Raw genomic sequence first — 24480 nt, 5'->3', positions numbered from 1 at the left:
GTGAAACTCAAGAATAATATACGGATGAAAGGGAAAATATCATCCTAACTTTTAGATGATTAGGCGGCTGCATACCAGATGATGTGATAATTAATTTAGGATAAGATTCTTGTTCGGATAATCCTGATTATCAGAATTTCATGATAATCAGGAAGAATTAGTTGCCGAAATGGGCGCTGCTTATCTCTGCGGTATAAGCGGTATTGAAAATGCAACCATTGATAACAGTGCAGCTTATATTGAAGGTTGGCTAAGAAAATTAAAGAGTGATAAGAAGTTTATTGTTTCTGCTGCAAGTTTGGCACAAAAGGCCGTGGATTATATATTGAGTTCTTAAAGAAGAATAATAACCTCGCCATTAGTATATCAATGGCGAGGTAAATCTGATTTTAAGAAAACCGTAAGGTTGTCTGTGTAAAGATATTAAACTATCTGTTTCTTAAGAGGAAAGTTGTTTCAATTTGTTGGAAGAGTGACCGTTAAATTTTTCATATAAAACATCCATGTCACTGCTTATTTTGCTTTCAATTACCCGGGCATAAATCTGTGTTGTTTTTATATTTGAATGGCCTAATAATTTTGAAACAGTTTCGATGGGAATTCCATTAGATAAGGTCACTGTTGTGGCAAAGGTGTGCCGAGCCATGTGAAAAGTTAATTTTTTCTTTATTCTACATACATCAGCTATCTCTTTTAAGTATGAATTGAGTCGTTGATTGGAATATGAAGGCAATAGTTTGCCTTTTGAATTTGCAATTGGGTCATTTTTATATTTGGTAATAATTTTCATTGCTTGTGGAAGGATAGGTACCATTACTGATTTGTCGGTCTTCTTCCTATTCGTAGATATCCACTTTCTACCATCAATTCCAATAATAATGTTTTCGTTTTTTAGGTTGTGAACATCAATGTATGAAAGACCTGTGTAGCAGCTGAAGATAAATAGATCTTTAATACACTCTAGTCGTTCAATTTTGAATTTCTTTTTTTCAATTTTGTTGAGTTCACTTTCAGTTAGATGTTCGATGTCTTTTTTGATAAAGGATAATTTAAATCTTTTAAATGGATCTTTTTCAAGCCATTCATTCTGATAAGCCAGGTTCATGATTTTTTTAAACCGTTCAACATGTTTCATTATTGTATTGTGTGAAAATGGTTGATGCGGATTAATTGGTTTTGTCTCTTTCATGAAATTAACGAAACCAACAAGGAATCCATACCTTAGAAGAGATAAGTGAATATCTGTTTTTTTGTGCTTTGTTTTTAAATAGTGCTGAAAATACTTTTTAGTGGTGAAATAGTTTTTTAGAGTCCCCCATTCTAATAAATTGCTCATTTCAGTGTTGTGGTAGTCAAATAGCTCCATGAGAGTATGAGATTCTTCTTTAATCCCTAAAAAAGCATTTTTAACATCTTCACATGAGAAATTTTGTTTTGTAGTCTTTAACTCTTGGTAGCAATCAACGATATTTCGTCGTATTTGCTCTAAGAAAGTGTTTAGGATTCGAACTTCGTCACTCTTTCCCTTGGCCATTCCACGTGATAAATTCCAGTTATCCTCTTTGATATAGCGTTTGATTGAAACTTCCGAACGACGACCGTTTATTGTGATTCTGAGGTAAATAGGATATTTACCTTCTTTTGCTTTTTGCTTTTTCAGAACGAAAATTGTTCCAAAGGTGTTCATGTTTGTTTCCATATTTTTTGGTTTAAAATGATGAAATAGGTTACCGAATAGGTCTCCGAAACACCTCCTAAAAGGGCTCAAAATGAGCTAAAATTCATCAAAAAACACCAAAAATGGGGAAATGAAACTATCACTGGTATAGTTAGTTACAGCTAATTCGGTTACCTAAATTTAAGAAAAAAAATTAGGTAACCGAATAGGTAACGGATTCATTGGTTATTTTTGATATCAATTGATATAGTCTAAAAATACAAAAGACTGTGAATCAATAAATTCACAGTCTTTTGATTTTCTTTGAATCGTAAGTTGTCGGGATGACAGGATTTGAACCTGCGACCCCTGGTCCCCCAGACCAGTGCGCTAACCGGGCTGCGCCACATCCCGCAATTATTATTCGCAAATTTAATTAAAATGAGCTCTTGGGCAATCAAAGGGATTTAAAAAAGTTAAAAAAGATATCAACGATGCAATTACTCGTAATAATATATAGGCAGTTATAGATGAATTTATATTTTTGCTAGTACACATTACACATCGACCTAAATGCAAAACCAGGTTAACGACATTGAATTAATACAAGGAATTGAAAGAGGAGACGAAGCAGCTTATCAGGAGTTATTCTTAAAATATTATACCCAGTTAGTTGTTTTTGCCCGAAAGGTGGTAATTGATGATGATCTGGCCCGTGAACTGGTGCAGGATGTTATTGTTAATTTCTATGAGAAGCGGGGAGAGATAAAAATTCATTCTTCACTCAAAGCGCATTTATACCAATCGGTTCGAAACAGGTGCCTTAATCAGATTAAACACAGCCAGATTCGTCGCGATCACCATGCTAATATCTATCTGACAGAAAAGAATTCAGAAGCATACATGGATGATAAGCTGGAAGAAACAGAGCTGGAGCAAAAAATATTTTCGATAATACAGACGCTGCCTGCTCAGTGTAAAAAGATATTTGAAATGAGCAGGTTTGAAGGCATCACTAATCAGGAAATTGCTGATAAACTGGAATTGTCAAAGCGTACTGTTGAAACACAAATAAGTAAAGCCTTAAAAGTATTACGGACCAACCTGAGTGGTTACCTTGATGTGTGGGCGTTTATAATATGGATTTTTCTGAGTAGATAAAAAAAAGGAAAAATAAATACGTGTGTGGTAAAAGTTATTTGTCATAGCTAATGACACGAAGTATTTGTAACCTTTAAAGGATATAAAAATGGAATTCGTTTTTCAAATTTTAGCCGACCTGTTATCACCTGTTGATGAAAAGCAAGTGAAAGCAGAAACTAACCAAATGACCGAAAATAAAAAAGAAGAAAGCCAGGCAGAAAAAGTCGTGGAAACAAAGACTGAAGAGCCAAATATTTTCGGCATTATGGATTTTCATTAATTGATAGTGCCAGGTCATTGCTATCAATGGCCGATTTTAATGAAAGAAGAAATACATGAAAGAAATGGACAAGCATATAGATGAACTGATTGTGAAATCGCTGACCAACGATGTGTTGCCTGAAGAAAAGGTGACTCTGGATGAGTGGGTGAATCAATCGGACGATAATGCCTGCTACTTTGAACAGATGATTAAAGTATGGAAACGTTCAGAGGGGCTTAAGGCATTTCGTTGTGTTGATGTGATGAGCGATTTTGAGCAGTTCAAAGCAAAAGTGGGGATGACGCCTAAAGTAGTAAAACATTCTTTCCGTCGTTCATTTATGCGAATAGCAGCAGTGATGATACCGGCAATGGTATTAATTGCAGCCTACTCCTTGTATCAGAATGTTCCGGGTTTTGGCAAATGGGAGGCTTTTGCGACCAGTGACGAGGTGGAAAGTATTGTTTTAGCCGATGCATCAGAAGTATCTCTTAATAAAAACAGTAGCCTTGTTTATCAAAAAGGTTTATCAGGCAAAGAACGTAGTCTGAAGTTAAATGGTGAAGGTTATTTTAAAGTAGCAAAGAATCCAGAACAACCATTTGTCGTTAAAGTGGGCAATGCACAGGTTAAAGTTTTAGGAACAGAGTTTAACCTGGATGAGAATAAAGATGGCGATAGAATCGTGCTGGCTGTTACTGAAGGACGCGTTTTGTTTTCATCGGACAACAATCAAATGGAGGTAATTGCCGGAGAACGTGCTGTTTGCAGCAATGGTGTTATTTCTAAAGAACCATTGACATCGTCAAATTGTATCGCCTGGAAAACGGGACAGATTGTTTTTGATAAAGCATCACTGGATGAAGTTGTTGAAACGATTGTAGACCATTTTAATGAGGTGACAGTGGTTGAAAATACATCAAAAGACTCAGACTTATTCATAACAACACGATTTGATAATCCAAGCCTGGAAGACGTGTTGGTAGAATTAAGAATTCATTTCATGAAAAAATTTGAGATTAATGATAACAAATTAATCATCTCTGATTAATTTCGGAGTTGATTAATTTCATATGCCAATAATCTTAAACCATACATATAAAAGCACACTTTTTGTTTTGCTCATTCTGCTGGTAAGCACCAGGCTGAATGGGCAAAATGTTTTATATGACTACGTCGACCTTACTGTTTCAAAAGGATCGACTCAATTCTTTTTAAACGAAATAGAAGAGCAAACAGGTGTTGTTTTCAGCTACAGTAATCAGCTTTGCTTTAAAGAAGAGATCGAGCTTGCCAAACAACGGGGGTATGTGCGCGAAATACTGGATGCCCTCTTTATTGATTGTCCCTCAAATTATATAGTAAGAGATAAGAAGATCATTATTCAGCCTGTTGATGGAGAGCCAGAGAAGGTTGTTGTTAAAGGATATGTGCTGGATGGTTCTTCCAATGAAGCCCTTATTCAGGCTAATGTTTATGAACCCGACCTCTTGCTGGGTACAGTCAGTAATAATTTTGGCTTCTTTAGTATTACCTTGCCCAAGGGCTTTGCCCACCTGAGCAGTTCATACGTAGGTTATAAAAACCATCACCATTATCTTGAATTGAGCAGAGATACAACATTGTTTTTCCGCATGGAACCTAAAGAGGAACTGGATGAGGTAGCAGTGGTTGGTGAGCGCGTACCCGGAAAAGTAAAAAGCACACGAACCGGGGTCATTGATGTGCCGATTGAGCAGATTAAAAAGGTTCCCGTTTTTTTGGGAGAAGTTGATATTGTTAAAAGTATTCAGTTGCTACCTGGTATTCAAAGTGGTGGTGAAGGATTTAGTGAATTATATGTAAGGGGTGGAGGTCCTGATCAGAACCTGGTTTTAATGGATGATGTACCTATTTACAACTCCAGTCACCTGCTGGGATTCTTTTCAATATTCAATGCCGATGCCGTTAATAACGTACGAGTAATCAAAGGAGGTTTTCCCGCCCGTTATGGGGGACGCTTATCATCGGTTGTTGATATCAGGATGTATGATGGTAACAATGAGGAGTTTAAAGGAACAGCAAGCATGGGCTTGTTATCCGGTCGCCTGGCGGTAGAAGGACCTTTGATCAAGGATAAATCATCTTTTTCAGTCTCCTTCCGTCGTACGTATTTTGATATATTGACCAGTGTGTGGCAATTGAATGAAGCTGATAAAAGCAGGTATTACTTCTACGATTTCAACACCAAGTTAAACTATAAATTGTCGACCAAAGACAGGCTGTTTTTTAGTGCATACATGGGTAAAGACAGTTATGGCATTTCCTATAACAAGCAGACAGTGGAAATTGAAAACCCTGACTTACCTCCCACAACACGAACCATTTACGATGAAAACGATGTTGGCTGGCGAAATTACGTGGCTTCAGCACGATGGAACCATATTTTTGGGGATAAGATGTTTGCTAATACAACTTTGTCATACAGTGATTACCGTTTTTTTATCGATCAGTCATTGAACTATGTGACTGACGAAGGCCTGACCCAGGGTACCCAGGAATATTACAGTGGTATACGCGATTGGAGTGCAAAAATTGATGTGGACTATTTACCTTCTCCTAAACATTACATCCGATTTGGAGGAAGCGCCATTAATCACATATTTTATCCTGGTATTGATGTTCAGTTAACAGAAATTGAAGGTGCACCAATCGATACCACCTTCGGAGGAACAGAAATGTACAGGGCTGAATACCGGTTTTACCTGGAAGATGATTTTCATCTGTTACCACGTTTGAAACTAAATATTGGTGGTCATTTTTCATTGTTTCAGACCGAAGGAGATAAGTATTATTGGTCGGCTGAACCGCGATTGTCTGCTCGCTACCTTATAAAGGATAACCTGTCGGTAAAGGCTGCCTATAGTCATATGACCCAATATATGCATTTGTTACGAACTTCTACAGTGGCCATGCCTACCGACATGTGGTTGCCGGTGTCAAAGAATATTGCACCCATGCGTGCCATTCAGTCAGCATTGGGTTTTGAATATGAGATCAGTAAGGGCTTTAACTTATCACTTGAATTCTATTATAAGGAGCTGGATAATATTTTAGCTTATAAGGAAACAGCCGGTTATTTTGATTTTGCTTCAGACTGGCAGAGCAAGTTGACAGCAGGTGACGGGCAGTCTTATGGATTTGAAGTGCTGTTGCATCGAAAAATGGGTAATTTGTCGGGCTGGTTTGGATATACCTATTCCAAATCGACTAACCAGTTTGATGAATTAAATAATGGTCTGGAGTTTCCTGCCAACTTTGATCGCACACACGATATATCTATCTATACGACCTATAAGTTTTCTGAGAAAGTCGATATGGGTGCAACCTGGGCTTTTGGTACGGGAAACCCCATTACATTGCCAGAAACAAAGTATTACGCTCCTCAGCTGCCAACTGCCGAGACACCTAATCAGTTGTCATATAATCAGTATATTAACGAACGAAATAGTTACAGGATGCCCAACTTTCACCGACTTGATGTAGGGTTTAATTTTAAAAAGAAGAAAAGCTGGGGAAGTCGCTTGTGGAGCGTTGGCCTTATGAATACCTATGGTCGTCAAAATCCGTTTTTCCTGTATTTTGAAGATAGAGAGAATGAGCAAACCGGAGAAACAGAGCGTTCATTGCGACAGTTTAGTCTGTTTCCGATACCTTTACCATATGTAAGATATACCGTTAAGTTTTAAGGATGAGAAAGCTGGGATACATATTAATGCTGACAATGGCATTGCTGGCCTGTGAAAAGGATATCGAACTGGAGCTTAATCAGCAAAGTGATAAGCTGGTTATGTATGCTTTTGTGTACCCCGACAGCGCTTTAAATCTTCATTTCAGTAAAAGTCAGAGTATACTGTCGGTACCCGATTACAGTCAGGTAGAGAAAGGGCGATTTCAATTATATATCAATGAGAACTTTCAGGGGGCCTATATTTTACCTTCAGATACGGTTTGGAGTGAATGGAGTGAATTTTCGTTTGACGTAGAGGATGCGATTCGAATAAGCGCCTATGAATTTAATGGTGATACAGTAAATGCGAGTTCCTATATCCCTGGTAAAATAGATATTCTGGAGATGGATACTGCAACAGTTACCACTAATGTTGTTGATGCAGGTGCCAATATGTTAAGTGTAAAAATAGTCTTCCAGGATCCCATTGAAGAGAAGAATTATTACCAAACCCTTATTGTGCGCGAGGGCTGGGGAGATATTGATGGAAGACCCTATTATACCAGGAAAACGGTGGAGTATGATAAGGATGATATGGTTTTTACACAGGGTGATACAGGAGGTAGCTTACTGCCGGGAATCGATTTTCAAGGCTTGTTTACTGATGATATCATCAATGGTAGAAAATATGAAATGGGGATAAACATTCCGAAGGATAACTTGTTTTTCGATTATTATGAAGATAAGATAAGACTGACGGTTTACTTGTATCATCACACCTACGATTACTACAGTTATTTTCGTTCAACCATACTGGCCGATGGCTTTGAAGGCTTTTATGAAGGCTTGCCGGTTTTTGAGCCGGTCAAGATTCATAGCAACATAGATAATGGGCTTGGCTTGTTTTCGGGAATGAACTTTGATAGCGATTCCCTGGTTTTTATCAAGTGATCAAATGCCTTGTTTGCCGGAAATGAAACCTGACAAGATTGTCAGAATCAGGAGAAAGTGTGTGTAAAATGTCATGATTTTAAGTGCGGCATATATTTTGATGTGACTGCTGAAAATTTGTAGTTTTACGACTTATTTAGAAATATTAATACATAGATATTATGGCTCTTTTTGAGAAAATGGAGAACCTGGATGCTCCGCAAAATGAAAATAAAGATATGGGAGAAGTAGAAAAAGTAAAAGTGTTGATTGTAGGTTCAGGACCGGCTGGTTATACAGCGGCTATTTATGCATCGCGTGCGAACCTTAGTCCTGTCATGTATGAAGGATTACAACCTGGTGGACAGTTAACCACAACCACAGAGGTAGAGAATTTTCCGGGTTATCCAAAAGGGACAACAGGTCCTGAGATGATGGAAGAGTTGAAGGAGCAGGCCGTTCGTTTTGGAACAGACGTGCGTTTTGGCATGGCTACAGCAGCCGATCTGAGTCAGCGTCCGTTCAAAGTAACTGTTGACGGTAACAAGGTAATTGAAACTGAAGCTTTAATTATTGCAACCGGAGCTACTGCCAAATACCTTGGTTTACCTGATGAGACTAAATATGCAGGTTCAGGAGTATCGGCCTGTGCTACATGCGACGGATTCTTCTACAGAGGAAAAGATGTTGCTGTTGTAGGTGGGGGAGATACCGCACTGGAAGAAGCAATGTACCTGGCTGGTTTGTGTCGTAAAGTATATTTGATCGTTCGTCGTGATGTATTCCGAGCATCGAAAGTTATGCAGGATAGGGCGCTTAAAACACCAAATATTGAAGTGTTATGGAAGCATCAGACAAAAGGATTGTTTGGTGATGGCGTTGTAGAAGGTGCTACTTTGGTTAAAAACCTTGGTACTCCAGAGGAAGAGGAAGTGAAAATAGCTATTGATGGTTTCTTCTTAGGAATCGGGCATACTCCAAATTCTGCCATTTTTGCAGATTATATTGATACCAATGATGTCGGTTATATACAAACTGTTCCTGGAACTTCAAAAACAAATGTACCGGGAGTGTTCGCTTGTGGTGATGTTCAGGATGACCAGTATCGTCAGGCTGTAACAGCGGCAGGTTCAGGATGTATGGCTGCAATTGATGCCGAACGTTTTTTAGCAGAGCAGGAGTAATAAACTGATATGATGTAAGTTTATAATCAGGTTTATAATACTGAATAATTTGAGGGATGGCTGTTGTCATCCCTTTTTTATGAACAAAAAGATACAGTTTTGAAGTATATTACACCTAAAAAGTGATTAACGTTATAATTTTGATGGTGGATTTTCAGTAAATTATTCTAGATTTGTATGATGTATTAAGAACTTGAATTGATGGACGATATTTTTGGAAAAATAGGTACTAGCCAAACCTTAAGTCAAAAGATAGAACGAAAGATTGAGGAGGCGATCCGAACAAAGAAATTAATCCCGGGAACCAAACTTCCTTCAGAAAAAGAATTATGCGAAAGTTTTGCAGTGAGTCGTACGGCCCTGCGTGAAGCTTTGCGTCGATTGAGTGCTCGTGGATTAATTGAAATTAAAAAAGGGAGCGGGATGTATGTCTCTGAAATAAAGATAGAAGATGCTATTAAGTCTTTGAATCTTTATTATGACATGAAGTTCGACTCCAGCCTTATTCGACAAATAATTGAGGTTAGGCGTATTTTTGAACCTGAAATTGGCCGATTAGCAGCAATTAACCGCAATGATGAAGACTTAAAATTATTGCAGTCTAATATTAGTGAGCTGGAAGATTGTAATCCGGATAATACACAGCTTGAAGTTGATCTCATTAACCGTTTTCATATGAATATGGCTAAGGCAACAGGTAATCCGATTGTAATCATATCAATGGAGCCAATATACTCCTTATTGCCTCGCATGCGCAATATGATCTATGCCAATATAGAAGGTGAAAAAGAGTATACACTTCGTCTTCAGAAAGAGATATACAAGGCTGTTGCTGAAAAAGACAGTGAAAAGTCCTATCAGTATACAGTGGAGTTATTGGAGCGTAACATGGAAGTGTACGATAAGTATTTTAAGCAAGTATAGTTAATCTATTATAAAAAAGCGGGTTGTGATATTTTCACAACCCGCTTTCTTGTAAATATTAACTTAAAACTAACCATTGTATGCATCTATAGCTTTTTTAACAGAGCCATGTTCCAGAAGCAATTCTTTTGATAGCTCATAGCTTAGTTTAAGCTCGTCCATTATCATGCGTGAGCCTCGGTCAACCAATTTTTTGTTGGTAAGCTGCATGTTCACCATTCGGTTACCTTTAACCCGTCCCAGCTTGATCATAATGGTCGTGGTGATCATGTTCAGGATCATTTTCTGTGCTGTACCGGCTTTTAAGCGCGTGCTCCCCGTTACAAATTCAGGACCTACAATGGCTTCTATCGGGAATTCAGTAACTGCCGCCACATTGCTGTTTGGGTTGCAGGTAATGCATCCTGTCAATAGACCGTTATTGCGGGCATGCTCTATTCCGCCTATAACATAAGGGGTTGTTCCTGATGCGGCAATGCCAATAACAGTATCCAGCTCATCAACCTTATATTCTTTTAGTTCGTTCCATGCTTTATTGGCATCGTCTTCAGCCGATTCGACAGCTTGTCGCAAAGCCCTGTCACCACCTGCTATTAAGCCGATTACCATATTGTCAGGCACACCAAAAGTCGGTGGTAACTCTGAAGCATCCAGTACACCAAGGCGTCCGCTGGTGCCTGCTCCAAGGTAAAAAACACGACCTCCCTGTTCCATGCGTTTAACGATGCGCTCAACAAGCTCTTTGATTTGCGGCAGGGCTTTTTGCACTGCCCTGTGAACATTGGCATCTTCCTGATTAATATTAGTGATCAGTTCTTCCACCGACATTTTTTCTAAATTGTCAAAATGCGATGGCGATTCAGTAACACTTATTTTTTTGGTTTTATTTCCAGTCATACCTGTTAATTTCCTGAGTTATGATAGTCAACAAGTCCTTCCATAGGAGCCTGACTTATCGTACCTAATTTTAAATTGTGCTTCTTTAAGGCCTTTTCAAGCTGTGGCTTGAAGTAAAAGGCTATACTACCTGTAAAATGAATGTGTAATTCTTCCACATTGGAATATTGCAGGAGGTTTCTTGTAATAAATTCATTAAATGCCTGTAATACTATTTCCTCAATTTCTCTAAGGTGGATATTTTCAGACAAAAATTTAGTGTACTGTGCCAAATACCTGTTGGGGAAAGCCTTTTTGTAAATGTTATCAAGTATCTCGGCCTGATTGGTATTGTATTTATTAAAAAACAGCTCCTTTACGCTTGCCGGTAATTGATTTTTAAGTATATCTCCTATCAGTTTTTTACCAAGGACGGCACCGCTACCTTCGTCTCCTATGATAAATCCAAGAGGCGAAACATTGTGACTGGGGTTTTCTCCATCATACAGGCACGAGTTGGATCCTGTTCCTAATATGCAGGCAATTCCTTCATTATTCTGACATAATGATCGTGCAGCACCGGTCAGGTCACTCGCAATCGTAACCTTATCTATATCAAAAAAATCGACTAAGGCTTTCTTAACTATGTTGTTCTTCTCTTCATTGGCGCATCCGGCACCATAAAAGTAAATTTTTTGAGGCTTCGCATTATTTAACGTATATTCCTCTTTCAGATTTTGCAGGATGTCGGCTGAAGACTGGTAAAAAGGATTGATACCTTTAGTAATACATTTGCCAACAATGTTGCCATTGGAGGTAAGACACCATTCTGTTTTTGTTGATCCGCTATCTGCAATTAGTATCATATTGTACTTGTATGATATGTGTTAAAATATTTAATAGTTCATTGTAATACCCTATAATTACTCTCTTAATAATATAATATACAAGCTAGTATTTACTGAATACGCTACAAATGTATAAATAAATCGGACATATTTCAAAATAATACGTAAGATGTATGACAAAAATTTGAATCTTGTGAAAAACTTCCTATTTTTGAAGCATCATTTTAACGATGCTATTGTGTTTAATATGAATGCACGATTAATAAATATTATCTGTGTGCTGTTTATTACAGTACTTTTCTCCTCCGTTGTTAATGCCCAGTCGTACAATCTGAATAAACTGGATAACAATTTAAGTGATTTTGCGGAGAAATGGAATAATCCTCTTGAGGAGTGGGGACATGTTGGTGCAATTCGCCTTGATTCTGTGAAAATAGATGAATCGCGGAAAGTGCTTTCTTATTACTTCAATAAACCGTTGTCGTATATTCCGTGGCGAAATGATATACTTGATACTTTTATTAACAGTATACTGGAGTACCAAAAAGACAGCTTCCCGAATTATGGTGTTTTAGCTTACACGAACTCCTATGAATTATCATCATTAATACCGAATGTATTTAATGATAGTGAAGCTCTTGATACTGAACGTATATACGCTCAAGAGAAATCATATCACATAAAACGAAAAGAGCAGGATGATTACCCAAAAGGATTAAGTGGAAGTCATTTGGCGTTATGGCACAGTCATGGGTGGTATTACGAGTCTAAGCTGGATCGTTGGGAGTGGCAACGGGCACGCTTATTTGGGTCTGTTGAAGATATTTCACCAATGGTTTATGTGTTACCATATATTGCACCAATGCTTGAGAATGCAGGTGCTGTGACCTATATTCCACGTGAGCGATGTTTTTCGATCAGTGAAATTATTGTTGATAATGACTGGTCATCTGAAGGGGGCCGGCTGGTTCTTAAGAAGAAAATAAACAGCACATCAAAAAACGGCTTTATATTTAAAGATACACTCTTTGCTGGTGATAATCCTTTTATGCTGGGTACATCATTATTGATAAGCGATGCCAAAGGTAAAGTGGCCGACTATATACCTTTAATAAAAGATAAGGGTGAATATGCTATATATGTATCCTATCAGCAGGACGAGGCAAATTCAGATAAGGTGACTTATACCATTCATCATAGTGGAGGCACGAGTTCGTATATTATCAATCAACAAATGGGAGGAGGTACATGGGTGTACCTTGGTACTTATCTGTTTAATGATGGAAAAGAATCCCGGGTTGAAGTGTCAGGAGTTGGTCAAGTTTCGCTTGACGCTGTTAAAATTGGTGGCGGAATGGGCAATGTTGCTCGTCGTCCTTCCAATGAGATTATGCCAAATCAGTGGTCTTTAAATAATACCGGTGCCCAAAAGAAAGAGGCCGTGTCAGTTGATCCGGATGAGTTTACATGGAAAACTTCGCAACGACCACGATTTATGGAGGCTGGCCGTTATTGGTTACAATATGCAGGAATGCCTGATACATTAGTATATAGTCTGAATGATGAAAAGAATGACTACAACGATGATTATCAGAGCAGGGGTGAGTGGGTTGACTACCTGATGGGCGCACCAAACGGACCAACTAAAGACAGAGAAGTTGAAGGACTTAAAATTCCGATTGATCTGGCGTTTGCTTTTCATACTGATGCTGGTGTTACACCCAATGATTCGATAATCGGTACATTGGGTATTTACAGTGCTGAACGGGATAGTGGCGTGTTTCCGAATGGACAATCAAAACTGGCCAGTCGTGATTTAACAGATGTTATTCAAACACAAATCGTAGATGATATCCGTGCCTTATATAATGAAAAATGGACACGGCGTGGTATGTGGGATAAACAATACTCAGAGGCATGGAGACCAAATGTGCCTACGATGTTGCTTGAATTATTATCTCATCAGAATTTAGCCGACATGAAGTTCGGACTGGACCCGCACTTTCGTTTCGATGTCAGTCGCGCTATCTATAAAGGTATACTAAAGTTCCAGGCTTACCAGGAGGGACGTGATTATGTGGTTCAGCCTTTGCCGGTGGATCATTTGGGACTAACGGAAACTAAAAAAGGTTATCAGTTAATCTGGCAGCCGGTTATGGACTCTTTGGAAGCTACGGCTGTTCCTTCAAAGTATAAGGTATATACACGAATTGGAAACAATGGTTTTGACAACGGAACTGTTGTGCAGGGAACAACATACGAACTACCTAAGATTAAAAAAGGTCAAATACTAAGCTTTAAAGTAACAGCTATAAACGAAGGTGGTGAAAGTTTTGACAGTGAAGTTCTGTCAATAGGAATTGCAACGAAGAAAGCTGAAAAGGTATTGGTGGTGAACGCTTTTGATCGTATTAGCGCGCCGGCCTTTGTTGATGAAGGCGATTTTGCTGGTGTAGCATGGTGGGACGATGAGGGTGTGCCTGATAAATATGAGTATGCCTATACCGGGAATCAATATGATTTTAACCGTCAGTCACCATGGCTGGATGATGACAGTCCGGGTTGGGGAGCTAGTTATGCCAATGAAGAAGGCAATATTATTAAAGGTAATAGCAGGGATAATGTTATGATACATGGCCAGGCCATATTGAAGGCAGGTTATTCATTTATTTCTGTAAGTGATGAAGTGTTTGAGTCGGCCGGTTTTGATGCATCGTCCTTTAAAGCTGTCGATATCATATTGGGAGAAGAAAAGACTAGTGTGTCATACAAGGGAAATGCCCCAAAGTATAAGATTTATACCACTGCTTTTATGAATAAAATTAAGCGGTTAACAGCCAATAAGCAGCGTGTGTTTATGAGTGGTGCTTATGTTGGATCAGATATAAAACTCAACAATGATACCCTGGCTAATGATTTTGCAGCTGATGTGTTGCGATTTAAGTGGCGTACCAATCATGCTGTTAAAAAAGGGAGCGTCTGTTCGACCGATTATGCTGCTCCTGTTTTTAAAGGGCAATTTGAGTTTAATACCAGTCATAGTCAGGAGTATTATACGGTTGAAGCACCTGATGGCATTGAGCCTGTTGGAATTAATGCAGTGACAGCATTTCGTTACAGCGAAAATAATGTGAGTGCCGGGACACTTTATAATGGTGAATATAAAACTGTGATACTGGGCTTTCCCTTTGAGACAGTTATGAATGAGAAAGAGCGGGATAAATTGATGAAGCAGATCCTGACCTTTTTCTTTAAAGACTAATGAATAGCAATAAAACATAAAGACTAAATCAAAAATACGATGGGTGAAAAATTAACTTGTATTCTGCCTTATTCTAATAAGGAAGAATTAAAGCCAACAATTGAGGCATTTCAAGGGGAGAAAGCAACAAACATTATTGTTGTTGCTAAAGAAGCAGTGGAAGTAGAAGGCGCTAAAGTAATTGTAGCCGAAGGAGGACTGGATGCAACACAAACATGGAAAACACTTCTTGCTGAGATTACTGGTGAGTTTGTGGTAGTGTATACCAAGGCGATGGCTTTAAACATTGGAATGAATGCTCTTGAGCGTATGGCACGCTGTTGTAACGATGCCGGTGCAGGGATGGTTTATGCCGATTATTACGAGAAGAAAGAAGGTAAATTGTCTTCTCATCCTGTAATTGAATACCAGGAAGGTAGTTTACGCGATGACTTTAACTTTGGCTCTTTATTACTCTATAAAGCGGAAGCATTGAAAGCTGCCGTAGAGGCAATGGATGCTGATTACAAGCATGCGGCGTTGTACGATTTACGTTTGCGCGTTTCGCAAGCTTACGAATTAATGCACTTGCCTGAACTGTTATATACTGAAGTGGAAATGGATACGCGTAAGTCGGGTGAGAAAATGTTCGACTATGTTGATCCTCGTAATCGTGATCGTCAGATTGAAATGGAAGTAGCATGTACGGCTCACCTGAAGGCTGTTGGTGCTTACCTGAAGCCTGAATTTGCAAAGATTGAGTTTACTGAATCTGACTTTCCTGTTGAAGCATCTGTTATTATCCCGGTTCGTAACCGCGAAAAAACAATTGGTGATGCCATAGAGTCAGTCTTAAAACAAAAGACAGACTTTGCTTTTAACCTGATTATTGTTGATAACCATTCAACAGACAAAACATCTGAGATTATCCGTTCATTTAATGATGAGCGATTGATTCATATTATCCCTGAGCGTGATGATCTGGGAATTGGTGGTTGCTGGAATGCAGCGGTAGCAGATGAGCGTTGTGGTAAATTTGCTATTCAGCTGGATAGTGATGATCTATATATCGATGAAACTGTCATTGAGCGTGTTGTAAAAGCTTTTTATGAGCAAAATTGTGCCATGGTAGTGGGAAGTTACCAGATGGTGAACTTCAAACTGGAGGAGATTCCTCCCGGCCTAATTGACCATAAAGAGTGGACACCGGAAAATGGACGTAACAATGCCTTACGTATTAACGGCCTGGGAGCACCACGTGCATTTTACACACCGGTATTACGCGATGTAAAAGTACCCAATACCAGTTATGGTGAAGATTATGCTCTGGGTTTGAATATCAGCCGCAATTATCAGATCGGACGTATCTATGATCCATTATATCTGTGTCGCCGATGGGACGATAACTCAGATGCTTCCCTGGATATCAATAAGATGAATGCGCATAACTTCTACAAGGATAAAATCCGTACCATGGAGTTCAAAGCACGCAAACAGGTTGTAAAGAATAGCTAAGTCTTAATGTAGAAGTGAGAAGAAAGCGGTGAGAGAAGAGAATGCATACGATGCCGTACAAATTCCTCCGCGTGAAATGTATTATATCACCATGCGAAAGGATTGGCACGATAGCCGTGAAGTATGTATATGATCTCACTACTCTTGTCTCACTACTCACTAGTCATATCCGATAAAATGAATATTTCTCTCAAAACCAAAAAACTAATACAAGGCCAGATTCAAAATTGGAGTCTGGCCACTGCTAATTATGCAGGTTTGCAGAAGGTAAAGAACAAGAGTGTAGCGCTTGATGGAGGCGCAGAAGTAAAGGTTCAGTTCAATCCTGAACGCATGCGCTCTTCAGCAGCTAAGGTTGATGCCAAATCTATACAGGAACGCCCTTGTTTTCTTTGCGAGAAAAATCGCCCGGCCGAACAGGATGGGATTGATACAGATGATTACACCATCCTGATTAATCCATTTCCGATTTTTCCGGAGCACCTGACTATCCCGCATCAGGAGCATACCCTGCAGCTGATCGAGCCTTATTTTCCATCCATGTTAAAGCTGGCAAAAGAACTGGATGAGTTTACCTTGTTTTATAACGGACCAAAGTGCGGTGCTTCGGCACCTGATCACTTCCATTTTCAGGCTGGTATAAAAGGATTTATGCCGGTTGAAGAAGACTTCAGGAATGAAACTTTTGCACAGTTGATCGAGGAGCGGGATAATGTGAAGATCTATAACTGGAAAGGCTACCATAGGGGTGTTGTTACTTTTGCCGGTGTCGATGCAGAATCAATAACAAAGTTGTTCAGAAACCTGCACGGCTTATTGTGGGCAAAACAGAAGGAGGAAGTGGAGCCCATGTTAAATGTACTGGCTTACTATGAGGCGGATGAATATGTGATACATGTATTTCCGCGTATATTACACCGTCCTGCATGTTATTTTGCTGAGGGAGATGAGCAGATATTGATCAGCCCGGCATCAGTTGATATGGGAGGTGTTTTTATTACACCGCGTCCAGAGGATTTTGAGAAGATAAGTGCCGGTGATGTGGCCGATATTCTACACCAGGTTTGTATGGATGAAAATGATTGCCTGCAGCTTTTAAAAGAGCTTTTATAGGCAGGTTGTAATTCCCCTGTTAAAGAGAACCTATAGATAAAAGAGATACTGAGAGATAAACCTTAAATCAAGAAGCGATCTTATTTATGAAATACCCGATTACCCAATATCAGTCAAAAGACCTGTCGCGCTTAACTGCTTTTTTAAATGCCAGTTGGCAATACGACAGTATTACCGAAAGCATCCTGCAAGAAAAGTTGGAAGGCGATCCTTACTGGATGCCTGAAGCAACTTTTGTTTGTAAGGATAAGGATGAGATCATTGGCTTTATGCAAGGTGTGATGCGTGATATCAGAGGCACGCGTTACGCTTATATCAAACTGATGGCTGTTGATGAAACATACCGACGTCAGGGAATTGCATCTGCCATGTTTGAAAAGCTTGAAGCTATTTTTAAACAGAATGAAGCTGATGTGGTGCGCATCTGTGATGTGCCTTTAAACTACTTTATGCCTGGTATTGATCCGCGCTATACACCCGCGTTGTGTTGGGCTATGCGTAAGGGTTTTGAGCGTTTTGGTGATACCTCCAACCTCTTGGTTGACTTAAACCAGGATTGGGATATGAGCGCTAAAGAAACAGCTCTTAAAGCTGACAATATAGAGGTACGTCGCGCGAGGCCCGAGGATAAACAGGCTATTCTGGATTTTATTAAAGACGATTGGTTATTGTGGAGCAACGAGGTGGAGATGGCTTTTAAAGACGATCAGCCATCCATTCATATTGCCTTGTTAAATGGTGAGGTAAAAGCTTTTTCGGCACATAATGCCAATAATAAAGGAACTGGCTGGTTTGGTCCGATGGGAACGCATCCCGACTTGCGAGGTAAGGGCATGGGGGCCATTTTATTAAAGCGATGCCTGCAGGATATGAAAGATATGGGCTTATCGCACTCCATTATTCCATGGGTTGGACCCATTGACTTTTACTCATGGCATAGTAATGCTGTTGTCGATAGGGTATTTTGGAGATACGAAAAGAAATTAAAGTAAGAATTAAGAAGTGCAAAATCAGATCGGATTCCGTTAACCGGACTTCGGACTAAATTAAATATCATGGAAAAAACCCCGGTTATACATGTAGGTATTCAGTTTAAAGAATACATAGAATTTACCCTGGCAGGGGCATATGTAACAAGTGCAGGTATTAATCTGAAAGGAAAGTATAAAGCTGTTCGTGTCAATGGAGGCCTTGAGTTGAGTGACGGTAAAGAGAAGATAAGCCTTCCGTCGGGTGCGCTTATTGAACCTCTGGATGCTGATTCTTTTTTTACGCTTCATGATGTAACCATTGGGATTAATTTTCACTGGGAACGGGATGAAGATCAATCGTTCAAGGGGGGCTTAAAGCTCCTGATCGAGAATGAGAAGATAACAGCTATTAATGTGTTGCCGGTCGAAGATTACCTGATGAGTGTTATTTCTTCTGAAATGAGTGCCACATCATCCCTGGAGTTATTAAAAGCTCATGCTGTTATTTCGCGTAGCTGGTTGCTGGCGCAAATTGAAAAGAACCAGTCACTGCAGAAAGCTGATAATTCATACCAGTCGGTATTTGAGTCGGATGACAAATTTATCAAATGGTACGATCGTGAAGATCATATTAACTTTGATGTGTGTGCCGACGATCATTGTCAGCGTTACCAGGGGATAACCCGATCAACAACAACAGAGGTGGAAGAAGCTGTAATGGCAACCCATGGTCAGGTGTTGATGAACGGTGAAGCAATTTGTGATGCACGTTTCTCAAAATGTTGTGGTGGCATGGTTGAGAAGTTTGAGAATGTGTGGGAGCCTGTTAATCACCCCTATTTACAGGCATTTGCTGATAATGATGTCAATCCGCAAGGCTTTGATACCAACCTGGTGAACGAGGCCAGTGCTGAAAAATGGATGCTTGGAAGTCCTGATGCCTTCTGTAATACCGATGATAAAGAGGTCTTGAGCCAGGTATTGAATGATTATGACCAGGAAACGAATGATTTCTACCGCTGGGAAGTTAAGTATACACAACAGGAGGTGAGTGAGCTGTTGAAAAAACGAACAGGCTTTGACTTTGGTCTTATTCAGGATATGGTGCCTGTTAAAAGAGGTGATTCGGGGCGTTTAATTGAGTTAAAGATCATAGGAGATAAAAAGACCTTAACAATCGGAAAAGAGCTGGAGATCCGTAAAGCCTTGTCTGAATCGCACCTGTATAGCTCGGCATTTATCGTAGAAAAGTCAGAAACTAACGGGGAAGTTAGTTTTACCCTTAAAGGTGCAGGTTGGGGACACGGAGTAGGTTTATGTCAGATTGGTGCTGCTGTAATGGGAGCCAAAGGTTACGATTATAATGCTATCTTAATGCATTATTTCAGAGGGGCAGAGTTAAAAAGAAAGTACTAAACACCGAAGACCGGGGGCAAAAGAATGATACCAATTCAGATATTTATCTTCTCAGGCTTCTGTTAGCAAGCATAAAACTATGAAACAAAAATCTCCATGGGCCTGGGTGCCCTCATTATATTTCGCCGAAGGAATACCATATGTGGTGGTGATGACTGTATCAGTCATTATGTATAAACGATTGGGTATTTCTAATTCAGACATCGCCTTGTATACAAGTTGGCTTTATCTTCCATGGGTTATCAAGTTTGCATGGAGTCCATTGGTTGATATCTTAAAAACCAAACGTTGGTGGATTGTCATTATGCAATTGCTTATAGGCGTTGGCCTGGGAGGGGTTGCGTTAACAATACCAGTACCCGATTTCTTTCAGTATACCCTGATGTTTTTCTGGTTGCTGGCTTTTAGTTCTGCTACGCATGATATCGCTGCCGACGGTTTTTATATGTTAGACCTGGATGAGCACCAACAAGCTTATTTTATTGGTATCCGCAGTACTTTTTATCGATTGGCTATGATTACAGGGCAAGGACTGCTAATTATATTGGCTGGATTTATCGAATCTTCTACTGGACTTGAACCGGTTGAGTTTACTGTTAGTACGCAGCATCAAAAAACAGAATGGCATTTGCCTTATGGTTCAGGTGTTACCAAAACAGATGAGCAACAATTTATTGTTACTCAAAAGGATATTACTATTGGGTTGAATAAGCTGGAAAAGCAAAAAGCCGATTCAATTAAAAATTGGGCCAATCATCAAAACATAACGAATGGTTTCATAACAGAGCAGGAAGTTGTTGAAGATGAACCGGGATGGTGGTCACAGCATGTTTCTACTCCATTAAAGGAATCGTTAAAGGAGAAGTTTGGTAAGGAAGATAGATCAGCCAGCTTTAAAGGAGCTGTACAAGGAAATATTGCATGTTTGGGCTTGCGTTTATTAAAAGCACCTGAAGCAGATGAAACCATTGTGCTTAACATGGATCGTTTCAGAGGGGCAAAAGATTTATCGCTTGTCGAAGGTCAGAGGTTAACCTTCAATCATAATAACTGGGATAAAGAAGCATGGGTGTTGATACAGGCTGATCCTAAACTTGAAGAAGTGACCAAAGCCAGTTTCCGTGGTTTATCAGGAAATATTCCTTTTGCTTGGTCTGTTACCTTCTTTATTTTGGCAGGATTATTTGTTATATTTCTTATTTATCATCGCTTCTTCTTGCCGCGTCCTGCTGCAGATAAACCAATTTCAGAAGGAGAAAACATGTTAATGGAGTTTTGGGAAACGTTTGTTTCTTTCTTCAGAAAAGAGAATTTCTGGATTGGCTTCGTTTTTATACTTGTTTTCCGTTTAGGAGAGAGTCAGCTGGTTAAACTAGCTTCCCCATTTCTTTTGGATGCCAGAGAAGCTGGAGGCTTAGGATTAACGACAGGTGATGTAGGACTTATTTATGGAACTATCGGGATTCTGTTTTTAACCTTAGGTGGAATTATTGGAGGGTATTTAGCTTCCAGGAATGGTTTGAAATATTGGATTTGGTGGATGACTTTAGCCATTAACCTACCGAACCTGACTTATGTTTACCTGTCATATTTTACACCGGAGAGCATGTGGATCGTTGCGTGCAGTGTAGCCGTAGAGCAGTTTGGTTATGGATTCGGGTTTACAGCATATATGTTGTATCTGATTTATTTTTCTGAAGGAAAAAGTAAAACCGCGCATTATGCAATTTGTTCTGGATTAATGGCATTTGGGATGATGATTCCTGGTATGATATCAGGGTGGCTTCAAGAAATTATCGGGTATCAGAACTTCTTTATCTGGGTGATGATTTGTACAATCCCTGGATTCTTGATCATACGATTCTTAAAGATTGATCCTCAGTTTGGAATTAAAAAAAGCGAAGAATAAAAGAACCTTCTGTAAGTTGAAGATATGAAAGAATCAAAACGCTATCTCGCCCTTGATGTCTTAAGAGGAATCACCATTGCCGGAATGATCCTGGTGAACACTCCCGGAAGCTGGTCGTATATATATGCCCCTCTAAGGCATGCAGCCTGGCATGGGTGTACTCCAACCGATTTGGTGTTTCCATTCTTTCTGTTTGTGATGGGGGTTTCTATGTTCTTCTCCTTCTCCAAATATGGCGATGGATTAAACAAGGCATCGTTAGTAAAGATCGGTAAACGCGGGCTGTTGATTTTTGCCATTGGCCTGTTTTTAAACTCTTTTCCTCAATGGCAGACTGATTTCTCAAGACTGCGTATCATGGGTGTGCTGCAACGTATTGCGCTGGCCTATGTCTTTAGTTCGCTGATTGTTTTGTCGTTTAAAAAACGAGGAATAGTTATTTCGGCAGTATTATTAGTGCTGATCCACTGGCTGGCTTTATATGTTTTTGGAGGAAGCGAGCCTTATTCGCTGGAGCAGAATGCCACCATCCCCTTTGATAAAGCTATCCTGGGAGAAAGTCACCTGTATAGAGGGTTCGGTTTGCCTTTTGATCCGGAAGGTATCTTTAGCACCATGTCTGCTATTGCAACTGTGCTGTTAGGTTACCTGGTTGGATTACTGATTAAAAACTCTGACAGAAGTAAATTGCCTCTTAAGCTGTTGTTTAATGGCGGTATACTTGTTGGAGCCGGCCTGTTATGGAGTCTGCTATTACCTTTGAATAAACCACTCTGGACAGGATCATATGTGGTATATACCGCTGGTCTGGCCATGCTCTTGCTTAGCTTGCTGGTTTGGCTGGTTGATATTAAAGGGTATAAAAAATGGACATCCTTCTTCGTGGTTTTTGGTATGAACCCACTGTTTATATTCGCCTTTTCAATCTTGTGGGTCAAAGTATTGGCCCGAATAATAAAGTTTAGTTCGATAGATGGCGACGTCCCAACCGTGATGAATGGTTATACGGCATTATATGAAGGAGTATTTGTTCCTATTGCCGGCAATATGAATGGATCATTGCTTTTTGCTTTGGTTCACATTGTTTTCTTTTGGTCAATTGGTTGGGTATTATACCGTAAAAAAATATTTATAAAGGTATAAGTACAGGTTAGCTTGTACTGTTTGTGTTTGTGTGTATTATAATGTAAAAGCCGGCCATTGGTCGGCTTTTGCGCTTAGGCATTTAGTGTCGTTTAGTATTTCTCAAAAGACTTTATACTAACTCAAATAATCTGAATTTTATGAAGAAGTTTTTCATGCTCATAGCTGTGTCAATCACCCCGATAATTATCGGTCTTTCCCTTTGTTTATGAATGCAAGGGAAAGTACGACGCCGCAGTTATGGGGATGGTTTTAGGCTTAGGTTTATAAGTGGTTATATGCTGATTCTGTTTCTGAATATCTTTTTCTTTTTTTGTTTAAAATAAAGGCCCCTCAGCAAAAGGGGCCTCTTTCAATCAATACTATATCTACCGTCTAACAGTCCATCAATCTAATGACCTGACACCTAATAAATAAAATATTTGCTCGCTGTCTTCTTAAAAGACTTAATGTCTTTGTACCACATCTCTTCAATGTCGGCCACTTTCCAGTTTTTAGTAAATTCTATTCTTACTTTATCGCTACCGCTTACTTTATCAAACATGCCAATCCGCGACTCTGTGCATAGTTCAAATACATTGTGATCAGGCCATAACTGATAGGCTTCCTGTAAAATATAAAACTGAATAAGCGACAATGGTGCTTTCTGATAATCGGTGAAATGCACCTGTACGCCATGAACCATCTTGCCTTTTGATACACTGTAATAGGGTTTAAAATGAACAGGTCTGAAAGTGATGCCTTCAATTTTCAATGCGTTCAGGTTGTTGGCAAGACTGTCAGCATCAATCCATTCTGCCGCAAATAGCTGGAATGGGAGAGTATAGCCAACGCCAATATTATAAACATACAACTCACCCAGTATGCCACTGACCGGATAAAAATAGGAAGAGTGGGCATGAGGAATATGGGGAGAAGAAGGAATCCAGGGTAATCCCGTATCTTCAAAAGTCATCGTACGTTGCCAGCCATCCATTTTGATAACTTCCAAATCACAGACTACGTCATCTTTAAGTAATTTTTCACCATTCAGCAGTTCGGCTAACTCCCCAACGGTTAAACCATGTACATATGGTATTGGGAACTGGCTTACAAAAGATATGAACTCAGGTTCGGTAACAAGTCCTTCCATTTTAATTCCGCCCAGTGGGTTAGGACGGTCAAGCACAACCAGTGTAATGTTGTTTTCAGCGGCGGCTTCCATGGCCAGGCCCAATGTGCTGATATAGGTATAGGAGCGTGAGCCGATATCTTGTATATCATATACCAATACATCAATGTCTTTTAACATTTCAGGACTCGGTTTCTTGTTTTTGCCATAAAGACTGTAGACCGGTAGCTTTGTTTTGGGATCGGTGAAAAAGTCAACTTTATCGCCGGCAGAGTAATCACCACGCACGCCATGTTCTGGTCCGTACAGAGCAACAAGTTCTACATTGGATGCATCAAACAGGATGTCTACTGTCGATTTTAATTCGCTGTTGACACCTGTCGGGTTCGTAATAAGACCAACGCGTTTGCCGTCAAGTGACTTGAATTTAGATTCTTGTAATACTTCTATGCCGGTTTTAACCTTTTGTGCCTGAATAAATGCACAGGAAAAGATTAGTATGGCAAAAAAAAAGGTCCGTCTCATGTT

The 24480-nt window shown here is 39.6% G+C and carries 18 protein-coding genes, 1 tRNA gene and 1 pseudogene; 15 read left to right on the top strand and 5 right to left on the bottom strand.

The window, feature by feature from the left end; translation table 11 throughout:
* Nucleotides 1-160: 160 nt before the first annotated feature.
* Nucleotides 161-337: pseudogene (locus tag ACRD69_RS09530) on the top strand (zincin-like metallopeptidase domain-containing protein); the annotation flags it as partial.
* A 102-nt stretch (nt 338-439) separates the two neighbouring features.
* Here ACRD69_RS09530 and ACRD69_RS09525 read toward each other — a convergent pair.
* Nucleotides 440-1699 carry a site-specific integrase gene (locus ACRD69_RS09525; protein ID WP_430814844.1) on the bottom strand — a complete coding sequence of 420 codons (1260 nt, stop codon included), beginning with the start codon at nt 1697-1699 and terminating at the stop codon, nt 440-442.
* A 297-nt stretch (nt 1700-1996) separates the two neighbouring features.
* Nucleotides 1997-2071: transfer RNA gene (locus tag ACRD69_RS09520), tRNA-Pro, on the bottom strand.
* Between the two features lie 159 nt (nt 2072-2230).
* On the opposite strand from ACRD69_RS09520, the gene ACRD69_RS09515 reads away from it, so the two are divergent.
* The 7 genes from ACRD69_RS09515 (at nt 2231) to ACRD69_RS09485 (ending at nt 9809) form a co-directional block, all read left to right on the top strand.
* The gene (locus tag ACRD69_RS09515; RefSeq protein WP_430814843.1) at nt 2231-2818 is read left to right on the top strand and encodes an RNA polymerase sigma-70 factor; all 588 of its coding nucleotides are present in this window, start codon (nt 2231-2233) and stop codon (nt 2816-2818) included.
* Nucleotides 2819-2906: 88 nt separating this feature from the next.
* On the top strand, nt 2907-3080 hold the full coding sequence (locus ACRD69_RS09510) for a hypothetical protein (protein ID WP_430814842.1): 174 nt from the start codon (nt 2907-2909) through the stop codon (nt 3078-3080).
* Nucleotides 3081-3135: 55 nt separating this feature from the next.
* Nucleotides 3136-4113: a FecR family protein gene (locus ACRD69_RS09505; RefSeq protein WP_430814841.1), complete on the top strand. Its 978-nt coding sequence runs from the start codon at nt 3136-3138 to the stop codon at nt 4111-4113.
* A 22-nt stretch (nt 4114-4135) separates the two neighbouring features.
* A complete protein-coding gene (locus tag ACRD69_RS09500; protein WP_430814840.1) occupies nt 4136-6790 on the top strand; it encodes a TonB-dependent receptor in 2655 nt (884 codons plus the stop codon).
* 2 nt (nt 6791-6792) lie between these two features.
* The gene (locus ACRD69_RS09495; protein WP_430814839.1) at nt 6793-7722 is read left to right on the top strand and encodes a DUF4249 domain-containing protein; all 930 of its coding nucleotides are present in this window, start codon (nt 6793-6795) and stop codon (nt 7720-7722) included.
* A 161-nt stretch (nt 7723-7883) separates the two neighbouring features.
* Nucleotides 7884-8885: a thioredoxin-disulfide reductase gene (trxB, locus tag ACRD69_RS09490; RefSeq protein ID WP_430814838.1), complete on the top strand. Its 1002-nt coding sequence runs from the start codon at nt 7884-7886 to the stop codon at nt 8883-8885.
* A gap of 201 nt (nt 8886-9086) precedes the next feature.
* Entirely contained in the window at nt 9087-9809 is a 723-nt protein-coding gene (locus ACRD69_RS09485) for a FadR/GntR family transcriptional regulator (protein WP_430814837.1), read from the top strand.
* A gap of 69 nt (nt 9810-9878) precedes the next feature.
* On the opposite strand, the gene murQ is transcribed toward ACRD69_RS09485, so the two are convergent.
* Together murQ and ACRD69_RS09475 are read right to left on the bottom strand one after the other, a co-directional pair.
* Nucleotides 9879-10706, bottom strand: a complete 828-nt coding sequence (gene murQ, locus ACRD69_RS09480) for an N-acetylmuramic acid 6-phosphate etherase (protein WP_430814836.1) — start codon at nt 10704-10706, stop codon at nt 9879-9881.
* 5 nt (nt 10707-10711) lie between these two features.
* Complete coding sequence (locus tag ACRD69_RS09475; protein ID WP_430814835.1) at nt 10712-11551, bottom strand: BadF/BadG/BcrA/BcrD ATPase family protein; 840 nt, start codon at nt 11549-11551, stop codon at nt 10712-10714.
* A gap of 175 nt (nt 11552-11726) precedes the next feature.
* On the opposite strand from ACRD69_RS09475, the gene ACRD69_RS09470 reads away from it, so the two are divergent.
* The 7 genes from ACRD69_RS09470 (at nt 11727) to ACRD69_RS09440 (ending at nt 22841) form a co-directional block, all read left to right on the top strand.
* On the top strand, nt 11727-14795 hold the full coding sequence (locus ACRD69_RS09470; protein WP_430814834.1) for a golvesin C-terminal-like domain-containing protein: 3069 nt from the start codon (nt 11727-11729) through the stop codon (nt 14793-14795).
* Between the two features lie 39 nt (nt 14796-14834).
* Nucleotides 14835-16289 carry a glycosyltransferase family 2 protein gene (locus ACRD69_RS09465; RefSeq protein ID WP_430814833.1) on the top strand — a complete coding sequence of 485 codons (1455 nt, stop codon included), beginning with the start codon at nt 14835-14837 and terminating at the stop codon, nt 16287-16289.
* Between the two features lie 177 nt (nt 16290-16466).
* On the top strand, nt 16467-17402 hold the full coding sequence (locus ACRD69_RS09460) for a DUF4922 domain-containing protein (RefSeq protein WP_430814832.1): 936 nt from the start codon (nt 16467-16469) through the stop codon (nt 17400-17402).
* 86 nt (nt 17403-17488) lie between these two features.
* Nucleotides 17489-18394: a GNAT family N-acetyltransferase gene (locus ACRD69_RS09455; protein ID WP_430814831.1), complete on the top strand. Its 906-nt coding sequence runs from the start codon at nt 17489-17491 to the stop codon at nt 18392-18394.
* Nucleotides 18395-18457: 63 nt separating this feature from the next.
* Entirely contained in the window at nt 18458-19789 is a 1332-nt protein-coding gene (locus tag ACRD69_RS09450) for a SpoIID/LytB domain-containing protein (RefSeq protein ID WP_430814830.1), read from the top strand.
* Between the two features lie 79 nt (nt 19790-19868).
* On the top strand, nt 19869-21698 hold the full coding sequence (locus ACRD69_RS09445) for an MFS transporter (protein ID WP_430814829.1): 1830 nt from the start codon (nt 19869-19871) through the stop codon (nt 21696-21698).
* Between the two features lie 24 nt (nt 21699-21722).
* Nucleotides 21723-22841 carry an acyltransferase family protein gene (locus ACRD69_RS09440; RefSeq protein WP_430814828.1) on the top strand — a complete coding sequence of 373 codons (1119 nt, stop codon included), beginning with the start codon at nt 21723-21725 and terminating at the stop codon, nt 22839-22841.
* Between the two features lie 406 nt (nt 22842-23247).
* Here the strand turns inward: ACRD69_RS09440 and ACRD69_RS09435 are convergent, their stop codons facing one another.
* Entirely contained in the window at nt 23248-24477 is a 1230-nt protein-coding gene (locus tag ACRD69_RS09435) for an exo-beta-N-acetylmuramidase NamZ family protein (RefSeq protein ID WP_430814827.1), read from the bottom strand.
* Nucleotides 24478-24480: the final 3 nt, after the last annotated feature.

It is taken from the genome of Carboxylicivirga agarovorans (assembly GCF_050589845.1).
GTDB classification, from domain to species: Bacteria; Bacteroidota; Bacteroidia; order Bacteroidales; family Marinilabiliaceae; genus Carboxylicivirga; species Carboxylicivirga agarovorans.
This window is presented reverse-complemented; position numbering and strand designations above follow the sequence as displayed.

Bases quoted from the DNA above. Each gene is read 5' to 3' on its own strand.
- ACRD69_RS09500 (WP_430814840.1), top strand. From the start codon at position 4,136: ATGCCAATAATCTTAAACCATACATATAAAAGCACACTTTTTGTTTTG.
- ACRD69_RS09460 (WP_430814832.1), top strand. From the start codon at position 16,467: ATGAATATTTCTCTCAAAACCAAAAAACTAATACAAGGCCAGATTCAA.
- ACRD69_RS09495 (WP_430814839.1), top strand. From the start codon at position 6,793: ATGAGAAAGCTGGGATACATATTAATGCTGACAATGGCATTGCTGGCC.
- murQ (WP_430814836.1), bottom strand. From the start codon at position 10,706: ATGACTGGAAATAAAACCAAAAAAATAAGTGTTACTGAATCGCCATCG.
- ACRD69_RS09465 (WP_430814833.1), top strand. From the start codon at position 14,835: ATGGGTGAAAAATTAACTTGTATTCTGCCTTATTCTAATAAGGAAGAA.
- ACRD69_RS09525 (WP_430814844.1), bottom strand. From the start codon at position 1,699: ATGGAAACAAACATGAACACCTTTGGAACAATTTTCGTTCTGAAAAAG.
- ACRD69_RS09510 (WP_430814842.1), top strand. From the start codon at position 2,907: ATGGAATTCGTTTTTCAAATTTTAGCCGACCTGTTATCACCTGTTGAT.
- ACRD69_RS09450 (WP_430814830.1), top strand. From the start codon at position 18,458: ATGGAAAAAACCCCGGTTATACATGTAGGTATTCAGTTTAAAGAATAC.
- ACRD69_RS09435 (WP_430814827.1), bottom strand. From the start codon at position 24,477: ATGAGACGGACCTTTTTTTTTGCCATACTAATCTTTTCCTGTGCATTT.
- ACRD69_RS09485 (WP_430814837.1), top strand. From the start codon at position 9,087: ATGGACGATATTTTTGGAAAAATAGGTACTAGCCAAACCTTAAGTCAA.
- ACRD69_RS09440 (WP_430814828.1), top strand. From the start codon at position 21,723: ATGAAAGAATCAAAACGCTATCTCGCCCTTGATGTCTTAAGAGGAATC.
- ACRD69_RS09505 (WP_430814841.1), top strand. From the start codon at position 3,136: ATGAAAGAAATGGACAAGCATATAGATGAACTGATTGTGAAATCGCTG.
- ACRD69_RS09475 (WP_430814835.1), bottom strand. From the start codon at position 11,551: ATGATACTAATTGCAGATAGCGGATCAACAAAAACAGAATGGTGTCTT.
- ACRD69_RS09515 (WP_430814843.1), top strand. From the start codon at position 2,231: ATGCAAAACCAGGTTAACGACATTGAATTAATACAAGGAATTGAAAGA.
- ACRD69_RS09445 (WP_430814829.1), top strand. From the start codon at position 19,869: ATGAAACAAAAATCTCCATGGGCCTGGGTGCCCTCATTATATTTCGCC.
- trxB (WP_430814838.1), top strand. From the start codon at position 7,884: ATGGCTCTTTTTGAGAAAATGGAGAACCTGGATGCTCCGCAAAATGAA.
- ACRD69_RS09455 (WP_430814831.1), top strand. From the start codon at position 17,489: ATGAAATACCCGATTACCCAATATCAGTCAAAAGACCTGTCGCGCTTA.